The 22,226-nt window shown below is 65.9% G+C and carries 16 protein-coding genes and 1 tRNA gene; 14 read left to right on the top strand and 3 right to left on the bottom strand.

Annotation, left to right across the window (positions count from 1 at the left end; all coding sequences use genetic code 11):
• Position 1 precedes the first annotated feature (1 nt).
• From polA to HWX09_RS06880, 3 genes are all read left to right on the top strand, one after another.
• Positions 2-2,755 carry a DNA polymerase I gene (gene polA / locus HWX09_RS06890; protein WP_027782550.1) on the top strand — a complete coding sequence of 918 codons (2,754 nt, stop codon included), beginning with the start codon at positions 2-4 and terminating at the stop codon, positions 2,753-2,755.
• A 278-nt stretch (positions 2,756-3,033) separates the two neighbouring features.
• A complete protein-coding gene (locus HWX09_RS06885) occupies positions 3,034-4,368 on the top strand; it encodes an NAD(P)/FAD-dependent oxidoreductase (protein ID WP_027782551.1) in 1,335 nt (444 codons plus the stop codon).
• Between the two features lie 360 nt (positions 4,369-4,728).
• Positions 4,729-5,604: a dienelactone hydrolase family protein gene (locus HWX09_RS06880; protein WP_027782552.1), complete on the top strand. Its 876-nt coding sequence runs from the start codon at positions 4,729-4,731 to the stop codon at positions 5,602-5,604.
• A 144-nt stretch (positions 5,605-5,748) separates the two neighbouring features.
• On the opposite strand, the gene HWX09_RS06875 is transcribed toward HWX09_RS06880, so the two are convergent.
• Complete coding sequence (locus HWX09_RS06875) at positions 5,749-6,618, bottom strand: sulfurtransferase (RefSeq protein WP_027782553.1); 870 nt, start codon at positions 6,616-6,618, stop codon at positions 5,749-5,751.
• A gap of 117 nt (positions 6,619-6,735) precedes the next feature.
• A complete protein-coding gene (locus HWX09_RS06870) occupies positions 6,736-7,842 on the bottom strand; it encodes an aromatic ring-hydroxylating dioxygenase subunit alpha (RefSeq protein WP_027782554.1) in 1,107 nt (368 codons plus the stop codon).
• 270 nt (positions 7,843-8,112) lie between these two features.
• On the opposite strand from HWX09_RS06870, the gene HWX09_RS06865 reads away from it, so the two are divergent.
• The 4 genes from HWX09_RS06865 to folE2 all read left to right on the top strand — a co-directional run bounded on the left by HWX09_RS06865 (position 8,113) and on the right by folE2 (position 12,236).
• Positions 8,113-8,406, top strand: a complete 294-nt coding sequence (locus tag HWX09_RS06865) for an exodeoxyribonuclease VII small subunit (protein ID WP_006479428.1) — start codon at positions 8,113-8,115, stop codon at positions 8,404-8,406.
• The gene (locus tag HWX09_RS06860) at positions 8,403-9,287 is read left to right on the top strand and encodes a polyprenyl synthetase family protein (RefSeq protein WP_006479426.1); all 885 of its coding nucleotides are present in this window, start codon (positions 8,403-8,405) and stop codon (positions 9,285-9,287) included. The genes HWX09_RS06865 and HWX09_RS06860 overlap by 4 nt, the downstream gene beginning before the upstream one ends.
• An 81-nt stretch (positions 9,288-9,368) precedes the next feature.
• A complete protein-coding gene (dxs, locus tag HWX09_RS06855) occupies positions 9,369-11,273 on the top strand; it encodes a 1-deoxy-D-xylulose-5-phosphate synthase (protein ID WP_027782555.1) in 1,905 nt (634 codons plus the stop codon).
• Positions 11,274-11,426: 153 nt separating this feature from the next.
• Entirely contained in the window at positions 11,427-12,236 is an 810-nt protein-coding gene (folE2, locus tag HWX09_RS06850; RefSeq protein ID WP_027782556.1) for a GTP cyclohydrolase FolE2, read from the top strand.
• A 96-nt stretch (positions 12,237-12,332) separates the two neighbouring features.
• Here folE2 and tsaD read toward each other — a convergent pair whose 3' ends face one another.
• Positions 12,333-13,373 (bottom strand): tRNA (adenosine(37)-N6)-threonylcarbamoyltransferase complex transferase subunit TsaD, encoded by a 1,041-nt coding sequence (gene tsaD, locus HWX09_RS06845; RefSeq protein ID WP_027782557.1) that lies wholly within the window; start codon positions 13,371-13,373, stop codon positions 12,333-12,335.
• A gap of 120 nt (positions 13,374-13,493) precedes the next feature.
• Here tsaD and HWX09_RS06840 point away from each other — a divergent pair, with 120 nt between their 5' ends.
• The 7 genes from HWX09_RS06840 to HWX09_RS06810 all read left to right on the top strand — a co-directional run bounded on the left by HWX09_RS06840 (position 13,494) and on the right by HWX09_RS06810 (position 22,222).
• Positions 13,494-14,723, top strand: a complete 1,230-nt coding sequence (locus HWX09_RS06840; protein WP_268907362.1) for an NAD(P)/FAD-dependent oxidoreductase — start codon at positions 13,494-13,496, stop codon at positions 14,721-14,723.
• Between the two features lie 105 nt (positions 14,724-14,828).
• Positions 14,829-15,041, top strand: coding sequence for a 30S ribosomal protein S21 (gene rpsU, locus HWX09_RS06835; protein WP_006479415.1), 213 nt, complete (start codon positions 14,829-14,831; stop codon positions 15,039-15,041).
• Between the two features lie 194 nt (positions 15,042-15,235).
• Positions 15,236-15,682, top strand: a complete 447-nt coding sequence (locus HWX09_RS06830; RefSeq protein WP_027782559.1) for a GatB/YqeY domain-containing protein — start codon at positions 15,236-15,238, stop codon at positions 15,680-15,682.
• A gap of 71 nt (positions 15,683-15,753) precedes the next feature.
• Positions 15,754-17,631: a DNA primase gene (dnaG, locus tag HWX09_RS06825; protein ID WP_027782560.1), complete on the top strand. Its 1,878-nt coding sequence runs from the start codon at positions 15,754-15,756 to the stop codon at positions 17,629-17,631.
• A gap of 88 nt (positions 17,632-17,719) precedes the next feature.
• A complete protein-coding gene (gene rpoD / locus HWX09_RS06820) occupies positions 17,720-20,143 on the top strand; it encodes an RNA polymerase sigma factor RpoD (RefSeq protein WP_027782561.1) in 2,424 nt (807 codons plus the stop codon).
• Positions 20,144-20,281: 138 nt separating this feature from the next.
• Positions 20,282-20,360, top strand: a tRNA-Ile gene (locus HWX09_RS06815).
• 311 nt (positions 20,361-20,671) lie between these two features.
• Positions 20,672-22,222 carry a phospholipase D family protein gene (locus HWX09_RS06810; RefSeq protein WP_027782562.1) on the top strand — a complete coding sequence of 517 codons (1,551 nt, stop codon included), beginning with the start codon at positions 20,672-20,674 and terminating at the stop codon, positions 22,220-22,222.
• The last annotated feature ends 4 nt before the right edge of the window (positions 22,223-22,226 follow it).

Raw genomic sequence — 22,226 nt, 5'->3', positions numbered from 1 at the left:
AATGCCTGAAGAACGAAATCTGGAAGGTAAGACCCTGCTATTGGTTGACGGTTCGAGCTATCTGTATCGGGCTTACCATGCGATGCCTGATTTGCGTGGCCCTGGCGGGGAGCCGACCGGAGCGCTCTACGGAATCATCAACATGCTGCGCCGTATGCGCAAGGAAGTCAGTGCAGAGTATAGCGCTTGCGTGTTCGATGCAAAGGGCAAGACGTTCCGCGACGACCTTTATGCCGACTATAAGGCAAACCGTCCGTCGATGCCGCCCGATCTCGCGTTGCAGGTCGAGCCGATCCACGGCGCCGTGCGCGCGCTCGGCTGGCCGCTGCTGATGGTCGAAGGCGTCGAGGCCGACGACGTGATCGGCACGCTCGCGCGCGAGGCCGAACGGCACGGGATGAACGTGATCGTGTCGACCGGCGACAAGGATCTCGCGCAGCTCGTGACCGACCGCGTCACGCTCGTCAACACGATGACCAACGAGACGCTCGACCGCGGCGGCGTGATCGCGAAGTTCGGCGTGCCGCCGGAGCGGATCATCGACTACCTCGCGCTGATCGGCGACACCGTCGACAACGTGCCGGGCGTCGAGAAATGCGGGCCGAAGACGGCCGTGAAATGGCTGTCGCAATACGACAGCCTCGACGGCGTGATCGAACACGCGGCCGACATCAAGGGCGTGGTCGGCGACAACCTGCGCCGCGCGCTCGATTTCCTGCCGCTCGGCCGCCAGCTCGTGACGGTCGAGACGGCCTGCGATCTCGCACCGCATCTCGAATCGATCGAGGCATCGCTGAAGAGCGACGGCGAGGCGCGCGACCTGTTGCGCGACATCTTCGCGCGCTACGGCTTCAAGACCTGGCTGCGCGAAGTCGACAGCGCGCCCGCGGAAGGCGGCGGCGCCGATGCGCCGGAAGGCGAGCCGGCCCCGGTGATCCCGGCCGACGTCGTGCGCGAATACGACACGATCCAGACCTGGGAACAGTTCGACGCATGGTTCGCGAAGATCGACGCGGCCGCGCTGACCGCGTTCGACACCGAGACCACCGCGCTCGATCCGATGCTCGCGCGGCTCGTCGGCCTGTCGTTCTCGGTCGAGCCGGGCAAGGCAGCCTACCTGCCGGTCGCGCACCGCGGCCCCGACATGCCCGAGCAGCTTCCGCTCGACGACGTGCTCGCGCGCCTGAAGCCGTGGCTCGAATCGGCCGATCGCAAGAAGGTCGGCCAGCACCTGAAGTACGACGCACAGGTGCTCGCGAACTACGACATCGCGCTGAACGGCATCGAGCACGACACGCTGCTCGAATCGTACGTGGTCGAATCGCACCGCACGCACGACATGGACAGCCTCGCGCTGCGTCATCTGGGCGTCAAGACGATCAAGTACGAGGACGTGGCAGGCAAGGGCGCGAAGCAGATCGGGTTCGACGACGTGGCGCTCGCGCAGGCCGCCGAATACGCGGCCGAAGACGCCGACGTCACGCTGCAGCTCCATCACGTGCTGTATCCGCAGGTCGCGCGCGAGCCGGGCCTCGAGCGCGTGTATCGCGAGATCGAGATGCCGGTGTCGCTCGTGCTGCGCAAGATGGAGCGCACGGGCGTGCTGATCGACGATGCGCGCCTGCAGGCGCAGAGCACCGAAATCGCGACGCGTCTGATCGAGCTCGAAGGGCAGGCGTACGAACTGGCGGGCGGCGAATTCAATCTCGGCTCGCCGAAGCAGATCGGGCAGATCTTCTTCGAGAAGCTGCAGTTGCCGGTCGTGAAGAAAACCCCGAGCGGCGCGCCGTCGACCGACGAGGAAGTGCTGCAGAAGCTGGCCGAGGATTACCCGCTGCCGAAGCTGCTGCTCGAGCATCGCGGGCTGTCGAAGCTGAAGTCGACCTATACCGACAAGCTGCCGCGCATGGTGAACCCCACCACCGGCCGCGTGCACACGAACTATGCGCAAGCGGTCGCGGTGACGGGCCGACTTGCGTCGAACGATCCCAATCTTCAGAACATTCCGGTGCGCACGGCCGAAGGCCGGCGCATCCGCGAGGCGTTCATCGCATCGCCGGGCCACCGGATCGTGTCGGCCGACTATTCGCAGATCGAATTGCGGATCATGGCCCATATCTCGGGCGACGCGTCGCTGCTGCGCGCGTTCGCGCAGGGCGAGGACATCCACCGCGCGACGGCCGCCGAAGTGTTCGGCGTGACGCCGCTGGAGGTCAATTCCGACCAGCGCCGGATCGCGAAGGTGATCAACTTCGGGCTCATCTACGGGATGAGCGCGTTCGGGCTCGCGTCGAACCTCGGCATCACGCGCGACGCGGCGAAGCTCTATATCGACCGCTATTTCACCCGCTATCCGGGCGTCGCGCAGTACATGGAAGATACGCGCGCGACGGCGAAGGAGAAGGGCTACGTCGAAACCGTTTTCGGTCGCCGCCTGTGGCTGCCCGAGATCAACGGCGGCAACGGCCCGCGCCGCCAGGCGGCCGAGCGCGCGGCCATCAATGCACCGATGCAGGGCACGGCGGCCGACCTGATCAAGCTGTCGATGATCGCGGTGGACGACTGGCTCACGCGCGACGGGCTTGCATCGCGGATGATCATGCAGGTGCACGATGAACTGGTGCTCGAGGTGCCCGAAAGCGAGCTGTCGCTCGTGCGCGAGAAATTGCCGGAAATGATGTGCGGCGTCGCGAAGCTGAAGGTGCCGCTGGTCGCCGAAGTAGGTGCCGGCGCGAACTGGGAAGAGGCACACTGACGCACCCCCGAGCGGTTCCCGTTTCCCGCGGCATATTGTTGCAGGGATGCTGAATATTGAGATGGTTTGCTTGTAGTCAACGCGCAAGCTCCCGGACAATGCATGTCAGTCATGTCATTGACGCGAGGCGGCGCGCCCCGCGTTCCGGATCGGCCGCATCGAAGTGCTTCGAACTGCACATCGATGATGTCCGAACCGGTTAATCCACCGGGCGGCGCGAGTGCATCGCGTTTGCTTCATCCGGCGGCAGCAGTTTCGAATCGCAAAGGGGGAATCAGATGCATCGGATCATCATCGTAGGCGGCGGCGCGGGCGGCCTGGAACTGGCGACGCGGCTCGGCGATCGTTACGGCGCGCGCGGCAATCGTCCCGCGCGTGCGCTTGTCACGCTCGTCGACCGCAATCCGACGCACATCTGGAAACCGCTGCTGCACGAGGTCGCGGCCGGCAGCATGGACCCGTTCACGCAGGAACTCGAATATGCGGCGCAGGCGCGCTGGCACGGCTTCGAGTTCCAGCAGGGCGAGCTGACTGGGCTCGACCGCGCGGCGAAGCGTCTCACGCTGTCGGCCCTCAACGACAGCGACGGCGCGGAACTGTTGCCGGCACGCGAGCTGGAATACGACACGCTCGTGATCGCGATCGGCAGCACGACCCACTTCTTCGGCGTGCAGGGCGCCCCGGAAAACGCAATCGCACTCGACACGGTCGGGGAGGCCGAGCGCTTCCGCAAGCGGCTGATCGCGGCATGCATGCGCGCCGAGCACCAGGCGCCGGCACCGACCGCGCCGGGCGAGTCGGCCGAGCCGCGCATCCAGGTCGTGATCGTTGGCGGCGGCGCGACGGGCGTCGAGTTGTCCGCGGAACTGCGCAACACCGCGCAGGTGCTGTCGGTGTACGGGCTGCACAAGCTCGATCCGCGCCACGACGTCGGCATCGTGCTGATCGAATCGGGGCCGCGGATTCTGCCGGCACTGCAGGAGCGCGTGTCGGGGGCGACGGCCGAACTGCTGGAGAAGCTCGGCGTGCGGCTGATGCTGGGCGAGCGCGTGACCGAGGTGGCGCCCGGGTTCGTGCATACCGCGAGCGGCAAGGCGGTGCGTGCGGACCTGACGGTCTGGGCCGCCGGCATCAAGGCGCCGTCCGTGCTCTCGCATCTCGACGGCCTTCAGGTCAACAAGCTCGGGCAGCTCGACGTGCGCCGCACGCTGCAGACCTTCACCGACGACAACGTGTTCGCGCTCGGCGATTGTGCGGCCTGCGCATGGCCCGGCAACGAACGCAACGTGCCGCCGCGCGCGCAGGCGGCGCACCAGCAGGCGAGTTTCCTGCTGAAGGCGATCGGCTGCCGGCTCGAAGGGCGTCCGCTGCCCGAATTCACGTATCGCGATTTCGGTTCGCTCGTGTCGCTCGGTCACTTCAGCGCGGTCGGCAACCTGATGGGCGGGCTGATCGGCGGCAACATGCTGATCGAAGGGCTGTTCGCGCGCTTCATGTACATGTCGCTGTACCGGCTGCACGTCGCGGCGTTGCACGGTTATCCACGGATGATCCTCGACACGGTCGCGCACTGGCTGCGGCGCACGACGTTGCCGCGCGTCAAGCTGCACTGATCGCGTACTCGCGTGTGGGGCGGGTGGAGAATGCGCATGTCGTGCGGGTTCGCCGCCCGTTTTTCTTTTCGATTCGCAAGGATTGGGTCGCGCGATGTACGTCGATATGCGTAGCCACGCGGTGATTCGGCAGGCCGCCGGCAGGCTGCCGCGCCATGTCGATTCGATCGCCGCCACGCGTCGTAATCGAGTCTTACACATCTGACAGTTGACGCGACAACGGATTATTGGGCATCTTGTCCGGGTTTTCGTTCGCGGCGGCGTGCCGACCGCCGCGACATCCGCGCCGCGCGCCGGTGCGATGCCCCGTCATGCCGTATCCGCGATCGTGACGGCGGCGCCCAATCGAGGAGTGCATTCATGTTGAAACCCGAAGTCGACAGCCTGGTCCCCCATGTCCCGTTCTCGCGCCGCAAGTTCATGCAGGCCGCGCTGGGCGGCACCTTCGCGGCGGCCGTGCTGCCCGTGTCGGCGCAGACGGTCACGACCGACAGCACCGGGCTGGACGTCGACACCATCGAGATCCGCTCGGGCGATGCGAGCGTGCCGGCTTATCGCGCCCAGCCGGTCGACAAGACGAACCTGCCGGTCGTCATCGTGATTCACGAGATCTTCGGCGTGCACGCGCATATCGCCGACGTGTGCCGGCGCTTCGCGAAGCTCGGCTATCTCGCGATCGCGCCCGACCTGTTCGCCCGGCAGGGCAACGCGGCGAAGTATCCGACGATGAAGGAGCTTTACGACCACATCATCAGCAAGGTGCCGGACCGGCAGGTCACCGAGGATCTCGATGCGACCGTCGCGTGGGCCGGCAAGAACGGCGGCGACCTGACGCGTCTCGGCGTGACCGGGTTCTGCTGGGGCGGCCGCCAGGCGTGGCTGTATGCGGAACATAATCCGCACGTGCGGGCCGCCGTGGCGTGGTACGGGTTCGTCGAAGGCAAGACCGACGAGATGACGCCGTTCAACCCGGTCGACCACGCGTCGTTGCTGAAGGTGCCCGTGCTCGGGCTATACGGCGAGAAGGATCAGAACATCACGCAGGCGTCGCTCGCGGACATGCGCAAGGCGATTCAGACGAGCGATTCGAAGCTCGCGCGCGAATCGGAGATCGTCGTGTATCCGGATGCCGGTCACGCGTTCTTCGCCGATTACCGGCCGAGTTACGTGAAAGGCGATGCCGAGGACGGCTGGAAGCGCGCGATCGAGTGGTTCCACAAGTACGGCGTGATGTAAACGACAAGCGGCGGCAACTGCCGCCGCGGCAACTGCCGCCGCGGCAACTGCCGCCGCGGCATCGGCCGCCGCGGCAACTGCCGCCGCGGCATCGGCCGCCGCGGCATCGGCCGCCGCATCGTCATCGTCGCGCCGCGCGGGTGCTCAAGGATTCGGGCCGGTCGCGATCGGCCGCGACGGATCGGCGCTCCATTCGCTCCACGAGCCCGGGTACAGCGACGCGCCGTGCAGGCCCGCCACTTCCAGTGCCAGCGCGTTGTGGCATGCGGTGACGCCGGAGCCGCATTGCAGGATCACGCGGTTCGGCTCGGTGCCGGCCAGCACGGTGGCGAATGCCTCGCGCAATTCATGGCCGGTCTTGAAGCGGCCGTCGGCGGCCAGGTTGTCCTTGAAGAAGCGGTTGCGCGCACCCGGGATGTGGCCGCCCACCCGATCGATCGTTTCATTTTCGCCGCGATAGCGATCCGGTGCGCGTGCATCGATCACGACGCGCGCGGGCGACGATACGTTCGCGAGCACGGTCGCGGCGTCGACCGTCGATTCGAGCGGCGTGGCCGAGCGGAAGTCGCCGGCGGCCGGTTGCGGCACGTCGGTCGTCAGCGGCTGGCCGGCCGCTTCCCAAGCCTGCAGGCCGCCGTCGAGCACGGCAACCGAATCGTGGCCGAGCCAGCGCAGCAGCCACCACAGGCGCGCCGCATACGCGCCGCCTTGCGCGTCGTACGCGACGACCTGCTGGCCCTGCTTGAGGCCGCGGCTGGCGAGCAGCGTGGCGAGCGCGTCGCGGGTCGGCAGCGGATGGCGGCCGTTGGTGCCCGCCTTGCGGCCCGACAGATCGCGGTCGAGATGAAGATAGTGCGCGCCGGGGAGGTGGCCGGCCGCGTAGGCGGCTTCGCCGGCGCCGGGATCGGCGAGATCGAAGCGGCAGTCGAACAGCGCGACGCTGCCGGGCGCCGCGGCCAGGCGCTCGGCGAGATTGGCGGCGGAAATGAGCGTGGTGTAATGAGTGTGTGGCATGACGGCTCCCTGGAGTGCAAATGGCCTGACACTCCAAGTCTAAACAAAAAAAGACGGGCCGAAGCCCGTCTTTTCGTTTGCCGGCGGCCGCGCGGCGTCAAAGCGCCGCACCCGCTGTCAGAGGTCGCCGAGGTGGCGGCGCAGGAACTCGTGGAAGTGCTGCATGCCGTCTTCCATCGGGCTCTGGTACGGGCCCACTTGCGATTCGCCGCGGGCCATCAGCGCACGGCGGCCTGCGTCCATCCGCATCGCGATCTCGTCGTCCTCGACGGCCGTTTCCATATAGGCGGCACGCTCGGCCTCGACGAATTCGCGTTCGAACAGCGCGATTTCCTCGGGGTAATAGAACTCGACGATGTTGGTCGTCTTCTGCGGCCCGCGCGGAATCAGCCACGACACGACCAGCACGTGCGGATACCACTCGATCATCAGGCCCGGGTAGTAGACCATCCAGATCGCGCCGAACTCCGGCGGTACGCCGTTGCGGAACTTCAGCACCTGCTCGTGCCATTTCTGGTAAGTCGTGCTGCCCGGTTTCGCGAGGGCGTTGTGCACGCCGACCGTCTGCACGCTGTACCAGTCGCCGAACTCCCATTTGAGATCGTCGCACGACACGAAGCTGCCGAGGCCCGGATGGAACGGGACGACGTGATAATCCTCGAGGTAGACCTCGATGAACGTCTTCCAGTTGTAATCGCACTCGTGCACTTCGACGTGATCGAACTGGTACTCGGCGAAGTCGAAGTGATGCTTCGTGCCGAGATGGGCGAGGTCGCGCGCGACGTTGCGGCCCTCGGCCTCGAACAGCAGCCCCTGCCAGTTCTGCAGCGGGCTCTTGCCGAGGTTCAGGCACGGCTTGTCGGGGAAGTGCGGCGCGCCGAGCAGCTGGCCTTCCAGATCGTACGTCCAGCGGTGCAGCGGGCACACGATGTTCTGCGCATGGCCGCGCCCGTTGAGCATGATCGCCTGCCGGTGGCGGCACACGTTCGACAGCAGTTCGATCTGGTTCGTCTGGTTACGGACCAGCACGCGGCCTTCCTTCTCGGACGGCAGCGCAAAATAGTCCCCCGCCTCGGGCACCATCAACTCGTGCCCGACGTAACGAGGTCCTTTCTTGAAGAGGGTTTCGATCTCGCGCTCGAGTAGCGCCTCATCGAAATATGCAGTGACTGGAAGCTGGCTGTGGGCCGACTTCAACTGAAGCGCATCGCTCAGATTGGACATTCCCACTCCCGGTGTTAGCGTGAAAGCAGTGAACAACCCAACCATCGAAAAATCGATTTAGGGAAACGGGGAATTATACCCGGTTCGCCTCGCAAGGCTAGGATTAAGTGCCTGATTTGTGTCAATTTTTTGTCGGGCGACCATCGAAAGGCGCACACTGTGCATCGGAGATGGGGCCGGATTTGTGCGCGGGCGCCCACGACGGCAGGTCGGAAAATTCTCTTTTGCCGTAGAATGTCCGACTTGTTTTGAAATTTGACACCCTCGTCCATGGCGAAAACCGCATCCCCAGGCGCCACGCCGCCCGGCAATGGCACCGAACCGTTGCCGGACAATTACGAGATGGCGCTCGCGGAACTCGAGACGCTGGTTGCCCGGATGGAAGGCGGCGCGTTGAGCCTCGAGGATTCGCTGGCGGCGTATCGCCGCGGTGCGACCCTCGTTGCGTTTTGCCAACAGCAGCTTGAGAAAGTGGAGCAGCAGGTTCGCGTGCTCGACGGCGCGACGCTGAAGCCGCTTTCGTCCGGAACGGCCGCCACGGACGGCGAAGACGACGATCTATGACATTCGAACAATGGATGCGGTCCGTGCTTGACCGTGTCGAGGACGCACTCGGCCACTATCTGCCGGCCGAAACCGCGATGCCCGCGAAACTTCACGAGGCGATGCGCTACGCGGTCCTCGGTGGCGGCAAACGCGTTCGCCCGCTGCTGTGCCATGCAGCAGGCGAGCTGACCGGTGCGACGGAGGCGGCACGCAACGCCGCGGCGGCGGCGCTGGAGATGATCCACGTCTACTCGCTCGTGCACGACGACATGCCGTGCATGGACGACGACGCGCTGCGTCGCGGCAAGCCCACCGTGCACGTGCAGTACGACGAGCCGACGGCGCTGCTGGTCGGCGACGCGCTGCAATCGCAGGCGTTCGTGGCACTGACCGATGCCGATGCGCTGTCGCCGGTGCAGCAGGCGGCGCTCGTGCGCGAGCTGGCGCTCGCGAGCGGCTCGATCGGCATGGCCGGCGGGCAGGCGATCGATCTGGCGAGCGTCGGCCTGAAGCTGACGCGCGAACAGCTCGAGACGATGCACCGGATGAAGACGGGCGCATTGCTGCGCGCGGCCGTGCGGATGGGCGCACTGGCCGGCGAGACGCCTTCGGCGGAAACGATGGCGGCGCTGGATGTTTACGCGGGGGCCGTGGGTCTGGCGTTCCAGGTCGTCGACGACATTCTCGACGTCACGACCGATTCGGCGACGCTCGGCAAGACGGCCGGCAAGGACGCGGCGAACGACAAGCCGACCTATGTATCGATCCTCGGTCTCGAGGCGTCGCGCGAGCTGGCAGCGCAGCTTCGTGCCGAAGCGCACGACGCGCTGAAACCGTTCGGCGCACGCGCACAGCGTCTCGCCGAACTTGCCGACCTGGTAGTGAACCGGGTTAGCTGACGCGAAAGCCCGCCGCCGCGCACCTGTCACGGTGCGCGCAAAAGAATGCGGGCGCGTTTGATTTCCTACAATGGAACGACGATGTACGACTTGCTGAAAACCATCGACGACCCGGCGGATTTGCGCCGCCTCGATCGTCGCCAACTGCAACCGCTCGCGGATGAACTGCGCGCGTTCGTGCTCGACAGCGTGTCGAAGACGGGCGGCCACTTGTCGTCCAACCTCGGGACGGTCGAGCTGACGATCGCGTTGCACTACGTGTTCAACACGCCGAACGATCGCATCGTCTGGGACGTGGGCCACCAGACCTACCCGCACAAGATCCTGACGGGCCGCCGCGACCAGATGCATTCGCTGCGTCAGTACGACGGCATCTCGGGCTTCCCGCGCCGCAGCGAGTCGGAATACGACACGTTCGGCACCGCGCACTCGAGCACGTCGATCTCGGCCGCGCTCGGCATGGCGATCGGCAGCCAGCTGAACGGCGACGATCGCTTCTCGATCGCGGTGATCGGCGACGGCGCGATGACGGCCGGCATGGCGTTCGAGGCGATGAACAACGCGGGCGTGTCGGAAGATGCGAAGCTGCTCGTGATCCTGAACGACAACGACATGTCGATCTCGCCGCCGGTCGGCGCGCTGAATCGCCATCTCGCCCGCCTGATGTCGGGCCGCTTCTACGCGGCCGCGCGTGCGGGCGTCGAGCGCGTGCTGAGCGTGGCGCCCCCGGTGCTCGAACTCGCGCGCAAGCTCGAGGAGCACGCGAAGGGCATGGTCGTGCCGGCCACGCTGTTCGAGGAATTCGGCTTCAACTACATCGGCCCGATCGACGGTCACGATCTCGATTCGCTGATCCCGACGCTGCAGAACATCCGCGAACTGCGCGGCCCGCAGTTCCTGCACGTGGTGACGAAGAAAGGCCAGGGCTACAAGCTCGCCGAAGCCGATCCGGTGCTCTACCACGGCCCCGGCAAGTTCAACCCGGCCGAAGGCATCAAGCCTTCGACGACGCCCGCGAAGAAGACGTACACGCAGGTGTTCGGCGAGTGGCTGTGCGATGAAGCCGAGCGCGATACGCGCGTGGTCGGCATCACGCCCGCGATGCGCGAAGGCTCGGGCATGGTCGAATTCGAGAAGCGCTTCAAGGATCGCTATTACGACGTCGGCATCGCCGAGCAGCACGCGGTGACGTTCGCGGGCGGTCTCGCGACCGAAGGGCTGAAGCCCGTCGTCGCGATCTACTCGACGTTCCTGCAGCGTGCGTACGACCAGTTGATCCACGACGTCGCGCTGCAGAATCTGCCGGTCGTGTTCGCGATCGACCGCGCGGGCCTCGTCGGCGCGGACGGTGCGACGCATGCGGGCGCGTACGATCTCGCGTTCCTGCGCTGCATCCCGAACATGACGGTCATGGCCGCATCCGACGAGAACGAATGCCGCCAGATGCTGCACACGGCGCTGCAGCAACCGAACCCGACCGCGGTGCGCTATCCGCGCGGCGCGGGCACGGGCGTGGCGACGGTGAAGGAATTCACCGAGATCCCGCTCGGCAAGGGTGAAGTGCGTCGCCGGACGTCGCAGCCGGAAGGCAAGCGCGTCGCGATCCTCGCGTTCGGCACGATGGTCGCACCGTCGCTCGCCGCTGCCGAGGAGCTCGATGCAACGGTCGCGAACATGCGCTTCGTGAAACCGGTCGATGCGGCGCTCGTGCGCGAGCTGGCCGAAACGCACGATTACCTCGTCACGGTCGAGGAAGGCTGCGTGATGGGCGGCGCGGGCTCGGCCTGCGTCGAAGCCCTGATGGAGAGTGGGGTTATCCGACCCGTAATACAATTGGGCCTCCCTGACCAGTTCATCGATCACGGCGACCCCGCGAAGCTGCTGTCGCAATGCGGCCTCGACGGCGCGGGCATCGCGAAATCGATTCGCGAACGCTTTCTGAGCCCGGCGGCCGATGTCGCCGATCAGGCGAAGCGCGTCGCGTAAGCCGGCGCCGCCCGCGGGCGGTGGCGGTGCGACTGGCGCAACCGGTCTTCATTGATGCGGAAAACATGGGCCTGCGGGCCCATGTTGCTTTTCCGAGCCGCGTGACGCGGCGTGCGCGTCGTCGGACGCGCGGCTTACAAGGATTGAACAAAGATGAACCAGATGAACCCCGCCTTCGTGATGCCCGACGTGCAGAGCACGGTGGATACCCGTCAGATCCCGATTCAGCGCGTGGGCGTGAAGGCGGTCCGGCATCCGTTGACGGTGCGCACCGAAAGCGGCGACGTGCAACCGACCGTCGGCGTCTGGAACCTCGACGTCCGTCTGCCTGCCGATCAGAAGGGCACGCACATGTCGCGCTTCGTCGCGCTGCTCGAGGAGAATCGCGCACCGCTGACGGTCGAGCGCTTCCGCGAGATGCTCGCGTCGATGCTCGCGAAGCTCGAAGCCGAGGCCGGCCGCATCGAAGTCACGTTTCCGTACTTCGTGAACAAGACCGCGCCGGTGTCGGGCGTGCAGAGCCTGCTCGACTATGAAGTGACGCTCGCGGGCGAAAGCCGCAACGGCGACACGCGTCTGTTCCTGAAGGTGCTCGTGCCGGTGACGAGCCTGTGCCCGTGCTCGAAGAAGATCTCGCAATACGGCGCGCACAACCAGCGCTCGCACGTGACGATCGATGCGGAGCTGGCCGCCGATCTGCCGGTCGAAGCGCTGATCCGCATCGCCGAAGAAGAAGCGTCGTGCGAACTGTGGGGGCTGCTGAAGCGTCCGGACGAGAAGTTCGTCACCGAGCGTGCCTACGAGAATCCGAAGTTCGTCGAGGATCTCGTGCGCGATGTCGCGCAGCGTCTCGATGCGGACGAGCGGGTGGCCGCCTACGTGCTCGAAGCCGAGAACTTCGAGTCGATCCACAATCACAGCGCGTATGCGCTGATCGAGCGCGACAAGCGGCACGCTGCATGAACGCCGCGGCGTTTCGCCGCGCCAACGAGAAAGGCAGCTCGGAACCGAACCGAGCTGCCTTTTTGTTTTCCCGCTTGCGGCCGAGCGTGGCGCGATTCAGCGTGCGAGCGACGCGAGATCCCAGCGCGGCTTCACCGTGAACGCGTAGTCGGCATTCGCCTGTTCGGGCCAGCGGCCGAGCCGCAGCGCGCCCGCGAGCGCGATCATCGCGCCGTTGTCGGTGCAGAGCGCGAGATCGGGGTAGTGCACGTCGAAGCCGCGCTTGGCCGCGGCCGCCGACAGTGCCGCGCGCAACTGGCGGTTCGCGCCGACGCCGCCCGCGATCACGAGGCGCTTGAGCTTCGTCTTCTTCAGCGCGGCGAGCGACTTCGCGACGAGCACGTCGACGGCCGCATCGACGAAGCCGCGTGCCAGATCGGCCTTTGCCCGTTCGAGTGCTTCGCCGTCGAGCTTCGCCGCTTCGAATTTCTTCATCTGCGTGAGCACGGCGGTCTTCAAGCCGCTGAAGCTGAAGTCGAGATCGCCCGAATGCAGCATCGGGCGCGGCAGCACGACCGCGCCCGGCGTGCCCGTTTCCGCGAGTTTCGATACTTCGGGGCCGCCCGGATAGCCGAGGCCGATCAGTTTCGCCGTCTTGTCGAATGCTTCGCCGGCCGCGTCGTCGAGCGTTTCGCCGAGCGTCTCGTAGACGCCGACGTCGGTCACGCGCATCAGTTGCGTGTGGCCGCCGGAAACCAGCAGCGCGACGAACGGGAACGGCGGCGGCTCGTCGACCAGCAACGGCGACAGCAGGTGGCCTTCGAGGTGGTGGATGCCGACGGTCGGCTTGTTCCAGGCGAGCGCGAGCGCATTCGCGATGCTCGCGCCGACCAGCAGCGCGCCGGCGAGGCCGGGGCCCTGCGTGAACGCGATCGCGTCGATGTCGTCGCGGCGCGTGCCGCTTTGCGCCATCACTTCCTCGAGCAGCGGCAGCGCGCGGCGGATGTGGTCGCGCGACGCGAGCTCGGGCACGACGCCGCCGTATTCGCGGTGCATCGCGATCTGCGAATGGAGCGCGTGCGCGAGCAGGCCGCGCTGCGTGTCGTAGAGCGCGAGGCCGGTTTCGTCGCAGGAGCTTTCGATGCCGAGAACGAGCATGGGTACGGGCAGGGCGCGCCGTTTCGGACGCACCGCAGATAGGTCGACGTAACCGGAAAGTATAGCAGGCGGGGCAGGCCGGCGCCGGTGGCGGCCCGGCCCCGATGTCGGGCAGGTACAATCCGCGCCATGGAAACTTATGACATCGCCGTGATCGGCGCGGGCGCCGCCGGCATGATGAGCGCCGCGGTCGCCGGGCAGCTCGGCCGCCGCGTCGTGCTGATCGATCACGCGCCGCGGCTCGCCGAGAAAATCCGCATCTCGGGCGGCGGCCGCTGCAACTTCACGAACCTGTATGCCGGGCCGGACAACTACCTGTCGTCGAATCCGCATTTCGCGCGCTCGGCGCTGGCGCGCTATACGCCGCGCGACTTCCTCGGGCTGCTCAAGCGCCATCACGTGACCTGGCACGAAAAGCACAAGGGTCAGCTCTTTTGCGACCACGGCAGCGATGCGATCATCGACGTGCTGAAGCACGAGTGCGACGCGGGCGGCATCGCGTGGCGCCGGCCCGTCGTCGTCGATGCGGTGCGCCATGCGCCGTCCGACGGCTTCACGCTCGACACGCAGCAGGCCGGCCCGATCGGCGCGCGCGCGCTGATCGTCGCGACCGGCGGTCTGTCGATCCCGAAGATCGGCGCGACCGACTTCGGCTACCGGCTCGCGAAGCAGTTCGGCCACAAGCTCGTCGATACGCGTCCGGCCCTCGTGCCGCTGACGTTCGCGCCGCAGGACTGGGCGCCGTTCGCGCCGCTGTCCGGCGTATCGCTCGAAGTGCGTGTCTCGACCGGCGACAAAAAGCGCGGCGGCGAATTCGTCGAGGACCTGCTGCTGACCCATCGCGGGCTGTCCGGGCCGGGCATCCTGCAGATCTCGAGCTACTGGCAGCCAGGCGATCCGATTCGCGTCGACCTGCTGCCGCAGCGCGACACGGTGGCCGACCTGCTCGACGCGAAACGCACGTCGAAGCGCCAGATCGGTTCGCTGCTCGCCGACTGGGTGCCGTCGCGCCTCGCGCATGCGTGGCTCGACACGCATCGCGTCGCGGCCGACGCGCGGCTCGCGGACTTGCCCGACAAGACGCTGCGCCAGATCGGCGACGCGCTGTCCGGCTGGACGCTGACGCCGAACGGCACCGAAGGCTACAAGAAGGCCGAAGTGACGAAGGGCGGGGTCGATACGCGGGAGCTGTCGTCGGCGACGATGATGAGCGCACGCGTGCCGGGGCTGTTCTTCATCGGCGAGGCGGTGGACGTGACGGGCTGGCTCGGCGGCTACAACTTCCAGTGGGCGTGGGCGTCCGGCACGGCGGCCGGGCAGGCCGCGGCCGAGTACGCGCGAGCCGCGTGACGCCCGGCGCCGCGCCGTTCCGGCGGGGCCCGGCCCCGTGCCTTTGGATAATCGCTCTGCTATACTCAGTAGTCTTTCCCTGCAAACCTTTATTCGTGTCGGATCATGACGATCATTCGCGTTAAAGAGAACGAGCCGTTCGAAGTTGCAATGCGTCGCTTCAAGCGCACGATCGAGAAGAATGGTCTGCTGACCGAGCTTCGTGCGCGCGAGTTTTACGAGAAGCCGACCGCAGAACGCAAGCGCAAGAAGGCCGCTGCGGTGAAGCGTCATTACAAGCGTATTCGCAGCCAGACGCTGCCGAAGAAGCTGTACTGAACGATTGGGCGCCGCGCGGTTCGCTGAGCGGCGCACCGGCGACTCCGTGCGATCGGGTGCGATCGCGCAGCCGATCAGGCGGCGAGTCGCCGATGCCGGATTCGAGCAACCCGCTTGAGACACTGTCCCAAGCGGGTTTTTGTGTTGACGCCCATTCGCGGGCGTCGGATTCACGTTTCCATCCCGGGTGAAAGATGAGTTTGAAAGAGCAGATCAGCGAAGACATGAAGGCCGCGATGCGTGCGAAGGAAAGCGAGCGCCTGGCAACGATTCGCCTGCTGATGGCCGCGATCAAGCAGCGCGAAGTCGATGATCGGGTCACGCTCGACGACGCGGGCATCACGGCCGTGATCGACAAGATGATCAAGCAGCGCAAGGATTCGATCAGCCAGTTCCAGGCGGCCGGCCGCGACGATCTCGTCGCGAAGGAGCAGGCCGAGCTGGTCGTGCTGGGCGGCTACATGCCCGCGCAACTGTCGGACGCCGAGGTGGCGGCCGAAGTCCAGGCGGCGGTCGCGCAAACCGGCGCGGCCGGCCCGCAGGACATGGGCAAGGTGATGGGCGTGCTGAAAGGCAAGCTCGCCGGCCGTGCCGACATGACGGCCGTTTCCGCGCAGGTCAAGGCCGCGCTCACGAAGTAAAACCCGTTCCCGGCGCGCCCAGCGATGTGTGCGCCGGGCGTCGTATTGTCTTTTTTTCGCTCGATCCCACGGTGATTCCGCATTCGTTCCTGCAGGACTTGCTGAACCGCGTCGATATCGTCGACGTGGTGGGTCGGTACGTGCAGCTCAAGAAGGGCGGCGCCAATTTCATGGGGCTGTGCCCCTTCCATAACGAGAAGAGCCCGTCGTTTACCGTCAGCCCGACCAAGCAGTTCTACCACTGCTTCGGTTGCGGCGCGCACGGCACCGCGATCGGCTTCCTGATGGAGCACGCGGGGCTCACGTTCCCGGAAGCCGTGCAGGAGCTCGCGCAATCCGTCGGCCTGACCGTGCCGCACGAGCCGTCGATGCGCGGCGGCGGTGGGGGCGCGGGCGGGGGCGGCGACTATCCGGCGCCCGTGTCGAAATCGGTGGCGACCGCGCTGTCCGACGCGATGACGGCCGCGTGCGACTACTACCGCAAGCAGTTGCGCGGCGCGACCGTCGCGATCCAGTACCTGAAGAACCGGGGGCTGACCGGCGAGATCGCCGCACGTTTCGGTCTCGGCTATGCGCCGGACGGCTGGCAGAACCTCGAAGCCGCGTTCCCCGACTATCGCGACGAGTCGCTCGTCGAGGCGGGGCTCGTGATCGTCAGCGAGAAAACCGATGCGCAGGGCGTCGCGCGCCGCTACGACCGGTTCCGCGAGCGGATCATGTTCCCGATCCGCAACGTGAAGGGGCAAGTGATCGGTTTCGGCGGCCGCGTGCTCGGCAGCGGCGAACCGAAGTACCTGAACTCGCCGGAAACGCCGCTGTTCAACAAGGGCAGCGAGTTGTACGGGTTGTTCGAGGCGCGGCTCGCGATTCGCGAGCGCAAGTACGTGCTGGTCGTCGAAGGCTACATGGACGTCGTCGCGCTCGCGCAGCTCGGGTTCCCGAACGCGGTCGCGACCCTCGGCACCGCGTGCACGCCGATTCACGTGCAGAAGCTGCTGCGTCAGACCGACACGGTCATTTTCAGTTTCGACGGCGATTCGGCCGGGCGGCGCGCGGCCCGGCGCGCGCTCGAGGCATGCCTGCCGCATGCGGGCGACAACCGCACGATCCGGTTCCTTTTTCTGCCGACCGAGCACGATCCGGACAGCTACGTGCGCGAGTTCGGCGCGGACGCGTTCTCCGAGCAGGTCGAACGCGCGATGCCGCTGTCCCAGTTTCTGTTGAACGAAGCAATTGCCGGCAAGGCGCTCGATCAGCCGGAAGGCCGCGCGAAGGCGCTGTTCGATGCGAAGCCGTTGTTGCAGGCGCTGCCCGCGAACGCGTTGCGCGCGCAGATCATGCACATGTTCGCCGATCGCCTCGATATCCCGTTCGAAGAGGTTGCGGCGCTGTCGGACGTCGATACGCGTATCGCGGCGCCGCCGCGCCAGGCGCCCGCGCGCAGCGAGCGGCGCCGCGTGACGGACAGCGAAAAGCGCGCGTTGCGCACGCTGGTGATGCATCCGCGCATCGCATCGCAGCTCGACGACGAACAGATTGCGACCCTGCGCGCGCTGCCGCGCATCGGCGAGTTGTTCGCGGAAGTCGTCGATCATGCGCGTGCGCTGGGCGACGGCGCGGAGTTCCGGCTGCTGTCGGATGTCCTGAGGACGTCCTCGAACGGGGCGACTTACGAGGAAATCTTCCGCGAAATTCTGGACTATGATGAAAACGTCCGCGATTTGCTGTTACAGAATCCGGAAGACGAGACGGTGCCCGAGCGGCAGCGTGAGCAGGAGCGGATTGCGGGGGAGGAGCTGCAGGCAGCGGTGCTCAAGATGCGCTATGACGCCTGCTGCGACCGGCTGGACAGGCTGGCGCGGCAATCCACCTTTACCCCCGAGGAACTGGCCGAATTGACGGAATTGAACCAGCAGCGAACCGACATGAAGCGTCGGCTCGGGCTGTAGGCGGCCGGGGCGCTTAGAGAGGGCTCCCCAGCGTGCTATAATATAAGGTTTCCAGCGGTTTGTTTTCCAAGCAGAGGCGAGAATCGCGATGGCAAAGACGACAGGCGGAAAGAAAGCAGCAGGCAAGGGCTCGACGGAGCCGACCAAGAAGGTCACAGCGGCCAAGTCTGCTTCTTCCTCCAGGACAACGTCTTCGGCCACGTCAGCCCCTGCGGGAAAGAAAACCGCGGCCGGCACTGCTCAGGCTGCGCCGGCACCGGCAGCCAGAACACGGGCTGCCGCCAGACCCGACTCCGGGCCGGCCAAGCCGGCGGCGAAGCGGGCAAGTGCGAAAAGCGCAAGGGACACGACTGCCGACGCGGACGAAACGGCAGTACGTACTACTCATGCACCCACGGTTCAACCGGCTGTCGTCCAGCAGCCGCGAGTCGATATAGCCGGTACGGCGAACTCCATGACCAAAAAGCTGAACGAAGTAACCGTCGAAGACGACGCAAATCAGAGCGACGAGCAGCCCGCAGCCGCAGCTGCGGCTGCCCCGGGCAAATCCAAGGTGCGCGATCGTCGCGCCAAGGAAAAGGCGCTGCTGAAGGAAGCGTTCGCGACGAGCACGCCGGGCACGGCCGAGGAGCTCGAAGAGCGCCGCGTGAAACTGCGCGCGCTGATCAAGCTCGGCAAGGAGCGCGGCTTCCTGACGTACGCCGAAATCAACGACCACCTGCCGGACAACTTCACCGAGACCGAAGCCCTCGAGGGCATCATCGGCACGTTCAACGACATGGGCGTGGCGGTATACGAGCAGGCGCCGGACGCGGAAACGCTGCTCCTGAACGACAACGCGCCCGCCGCGTCGTCGGACGATGAAGTCGAAGAGGAAGCGGAAGTCGCGCTGTCCACCGTCGATTCTGAATTCGGCCGTACGACCGATCCGGTCCGGATGTACATGCGCGAGATGGGCACCGTCGAGCTGCTCACGCGCGAAGGCGAAATCGAGATCGCGAAGCGGATCGAGGACGGCCTGCGCCACATGGTGATGGCCATCTCCGCGTGCCCGACGACGATCGCCGACATCCTCGCGATGGCCGAACGCGTCGCGAACGAAGAGATCCGCGTCGACGAGCTCGTCGACGGCCTGCTCGATCCGAATGCGTCGGACTCCGCCGATACGGACGGCTTCTCCGCGAAGGAAGCGGAAGCCATCGAGAACGAGGACGAGGAAGCCGAAGAGGAAGAGGAAGAAGAGGAAGAGGAGGAAGACGACGGTGCCGCGCAGGCATCGGCCAACGCCGCCCAACTCGAAGCCCTCAAGCGCGCGTCGCTCGAGAAGTTCTCGCAGATCAGCGAGTGGTTCGACAAGATGCGCCGCGCGTTCGAGAAGGAAGGCTACAAGTCGAAGGCTTACCTGAAGGCGCAGGAAACGATCCAGAGCGAGCTGATGACGATCCGCTTCACCGCGCGTACCGTCGAACGCCTGTGCGACACGCTGCGTGCGCAGGTGGACGAAGTGCGCCAGGTCGAGCGTCAGATCCTGCACATCGTCGTCGACAAGTGCGGCATGCCGCGCTCGGAATTCATCGCGCGCTTCCCCGGCAGCGAGACGGATCTCGACTGGGCCGAGAAGATCACCGCGGAAGGCCATTCGTACAGCGCGGTGCTGTCGCGTAACGTCCCGGCGATCCGCGAACAGCAGCAGCGTCTGCTCGACCTGCAGGCGCGCGTCGTGCTGCCGCTGAAGGACCTGAAGGAAACCAACCGCCAGATGGCGGCCGGCGAACTGAAGGCACGTCAGGCGAAGCGCGAAATGACCGAGGCCAACCTGCGTCTCGTGATCTCGATCGCGAAGAAGTACACGAACCGCGGCCTGCAGTTCCTCGATCTGATCCAGGAAGGCAACATCGGCCTGATGAAGGCGGTGGACAAGTTCGAATACCGTCGCGGCTACAAGTTCTCGACCTATGCGACGTGGTGGATCCGTCAGGCCATCACGCGCTCGATCGCCGACCAGGCGCGCACGATCCGTATTCCGGTTCACATGATCGAGACGATCAACAAGATGAACCGCATCTCGCGGCAGATCCTGCAGGAAACCGGTCTCGAGCCGGATCCGGCCACGCTCGCCGAGAAGATGGAGATGCCGGAAGACAAGATCCGCAAGATCATGAAGATCGCGAAGGAGCCGATCTCGATGGAAACGCCGATCGGTGACGACGACGATTCCCATCTCGGCGACTTCATCGAGGACACCAACACGGTCGCGCCGGCGGATGCCGCGCTGCATGCCAGCATGCGCGACGTCGTGAAGGACGTGCTCGATTCGCTGACGCCGCGCGAGGCGAAGGTGCTGCGGATGCGTTTCGGTATCGAGATGAGCACCGATCACACGCTCGAGGAAGTCGGCAAGCAGTTCGACGTCACGCGCGAGCGGATCCGTCAGATCGAGGCCAAGGCGCTGCGCAAGCTGCGTCACCCGAGCCGTTCCGACAAGCTGAAGTCGTTCCTCGAAGGGAACTGATTTCCAGCGTCTGTGCCACGAACGCCGCCGGTATCCGCATGATGCCGGCGGCGTTCGTTCCCTCCGTCGTCTTTGTTGTTACAATGCCGGCCCGGCCTCGTTGCCGGGGCAGCGTGTAGCACGCTTTGCTTCTCGTCTGGGCCCCTAGCTCATGCTTGGTTAGAGCAGCGAACTCATAATTCGTTGGTGCCGGGTTCGACTCCCGGGGGGCCCACCAGATTCGCTTCCACGGTTGTCCGGGGGAGCGTCGAAACCCGCGATGCCGCACGGCGTCGCGGGTTTTTTCTTGGGTGCGTCGCCTGAATGTGTCGAACGTATTGAACGCGTGCGCGCCGGCGCCGCATGTCGCATCTTCGCCACCGCGGAAACACCGAAAGCGTGCCGCCGCGATATCAATCGAAGTATGCTGTAGCGCGATCCGGTCGCACGCCGGTCCGTAGCGCGCGTGCCGTGGACCCGCGCCGCGCTCCGTCCGGCAGCCAGCCAGAACAAACACAATCCGACTTCGCCCGACATTGGGCGGCCAACATGATCATGCTGCGTTCGTGGGGTGCGATTCTTTCGTTGCTGATGCTCGTCGCATGCGCGAGCCTGCCGCCGCAGGCCGACCGCGCGCCGACGCATGCATTCACCGATACCGACGATACGCGCCTCGGCATGGCATTTCGTCAGCAGGCTGCCGCCCATCCGGGGCAGGACGCGTTTCATTTGCTGACCGATCCGGTCGACGCGCTGGATGCGCGCGTGCTGCTCGCCGATCGCGCCGACCGCTCGCTCGACCTGCAGTACTACATCTGGCACGACGACCTGACCGGGCACGAACTGGCCGATGCGATCATTCGCGCGGCTGATCGCGGCGTGCGCGTGCGCGCGCTCCTCGACGATCTCGGCACCAACGCGGACGACCGCAAGCTGCTCGAAATCAGCTCGCATCCGAACATCGAGATCCGGCTGTTCAATCCGGTGGCCACGCGCCGGTTCAAGAAGATCGGCACCGTGTTCGAGTTCTCGCGCGTCAATCGGCGCATGCACAACAAGGCGATGATCGCGGACAACCAGGCGGCGATCGTCGGCGGCCGCAATATCGGCGACGAATATTTCGGCGCATCGTCGATGCTGGAGTTCGGCGATCTCGACGTCGTCGTTCACGGCCCGGTCGTGAAGGACATCTCGACCGAATTCGATACGTTCTGGAATTCGCCGTACGCGTATCCGGTCGATACGCTGGTCGGGCACGATGCGGCGCCGGGCGGGCTCGACCGCGAGCGCGAACGGTTGCGCGATTACCTGAGGGCCATGGAGGACAATCCGTACGTGCTCGAGGCCCGGCAGCGACTCGACCGGATCGTCCATGGGCAAGGCACGGAGCTGTCGTGGGGGCATGCGACGGTGCTGTACGACGATCCGTCGAAGATCGCGCACGCGCCGAAGGACAGCGACGGGCACCTGATGCCGCAGTTGCGTGCGCTGGCGTTGCAGCCCCGGCACGACCTGCTGATCGTGTCGCCGTATTTCGTGCCGGGCAAGGAGGTGGTCGAGCGGCTGCGCGCGCTCACGGCGCGCGGCGTGCGCGTGACGGTGCTGACCAACTCGCTCGCCTCGACCGACGTGGCGGCCGTGCATGCCGGCTACCGGCGCTATCGACGCGATCTGGTGAACGCGGGCGTGCGGCTTTACGAGCGCCGGCCATCGGGCGACAAGAGCATTTCGAAGCAGGTCATCGTCGGCTCGTCGCGCGCGTCGCTGCACGCCAAGACCTACGTGTTCGATCACACGAGCATCTTCATCGGGTCGATGAATCTCGATCCGCGCTCGCTGAACCTCAATACGGAGATCGGCGTCTACTGCGAGAATCCCGCGATCGCGTCGCAGGTCGCCAACGATCTGGAGGCGCGGCTCGACCAGATCGCATGGCGTGTCGAGGCGAGAACCGATCCGGCCGGCAAAGGGCAACTCAAGTGGATTCAGACCGATGCGGACGGGAAGATCACCGAGATCGATCATGAGCCGGAAGTGTCCGCCCCACGACGGATGGAAGTGTGGTTTCTCGGGCTGTTTCCGATCGAATCGCAATTGTGAGCGA

Source organism: Burkholderia sp. BCC1208 (assembly GCF_902833095.1).
GTDB lineage: Bacteria > Pseudomonadota > Gammaproteobacteria > Burkholderiales > Burkholderiaceae > Burkholderia.
Note: the sequence above shows the minus strand (reverse complement) of the source record. Positions and strands in the feature narration are given on the sequence as shown.

Excerpts from the sequence above, each read along its gene's own strand:
- HWX09_RS06875 (WP_027782553.1), bottom strand. The coding sequence starts at position 6,618 with ATGCCACACACTCATTACACCACGCTCATTTCCGCCGCCAATCTCGCC.
- HWX09_RS06860 (WP_006479426.1), top strand. The coding sequence starts at position 8,403 with ATGACATTCGAACAATGGATGCGGTCCGTGCTTGACCGTGTCGAGGAC.
- polA (WP_027782550.1), top strand. The coding sequence starts at position 2 with ATGCCTGAAGAACGAAATCTGGAAGGTAAGACCCTGCTATTGGTTGAC.
- tsaD (WP_027782557.1), bottom strand. The coding sequence starts at position 13,373 with ATGCTCGTTCTCGGCATCGAAAGCTCCTGCGACGAAACCGGCCTCGCG.
- HWX09_RS06830 (WP_027782559.1), top strand. The coding sequence starts at position 15,236 with ATGAGTTTGAAAGAGCAGATCAGCGAAGACATGAAGGCCGCGATGCGT.
- HWX09_RS06810 (WP_027782562.1), top strand. The coding sequence starts at position 20,672 with ATGATCATGCTGCGTTCGTGGGGTGCGATTCTTTCGTTGCTGATGCTC.
- HWX09_RS06870 (WP_027782554.1), bottom strand. The coding sequence starts at position 7,842 with ATGTCCAATCTGAGCGATGCGCTTCAGTTGAAGTCGGCCCACAGCCAG.
- rpoD (WP_027782561.1), top strand. The coding sequence starts at position 17,720 with ATGGCAAAGACGACAGGCGGAAAGAAAGCAGCAGGCAAGGGCTCGACG.
- HWX09_RS06865 (WP_006479428.1), top strand. The coding sequence starts at position 8,113 with ATGGCGAAAACCGCATCCCCAGGCGCCACGCCGCCCGGCAATGGCACC.
- dxs (WP_027782555.1), top strand. The coding sequence starts at position 9,369 with ATGTACGACTTGCTGAAAACCATCGACGACCCGGCGGATTTGCGCCGC.
- rpsU (WP_006479415.1), top strand. The coding sequence starts at position 14,829 with ATGACGATCATTCGCGTTAAAGAGAACGAGCCGTTCGAAGTTGCAATG.
- HWX09_RS06880 (WP_027782552.1), top strand. The coding sequence starts at position 4,729 with ATGTTGAAACCCGAAGTCGACAGCCTGGTCCCCCATGTCCCGTTCTCG.
- HWX09_RS06885 (WP_027782551.1), top strand. The coding sequence starts at position 3,034 with ATGCATCGGATCATCATCGTAGGCGGCGGCGCGGGCGGCCTGGAACTG.
- folE2 (WP_027782556.1), top strand. The coding sequence starts at position 11,427 with ATGAACCAGATGAACCCCGCCTTCGTGATGCCCGACGTGCAGAGCACG.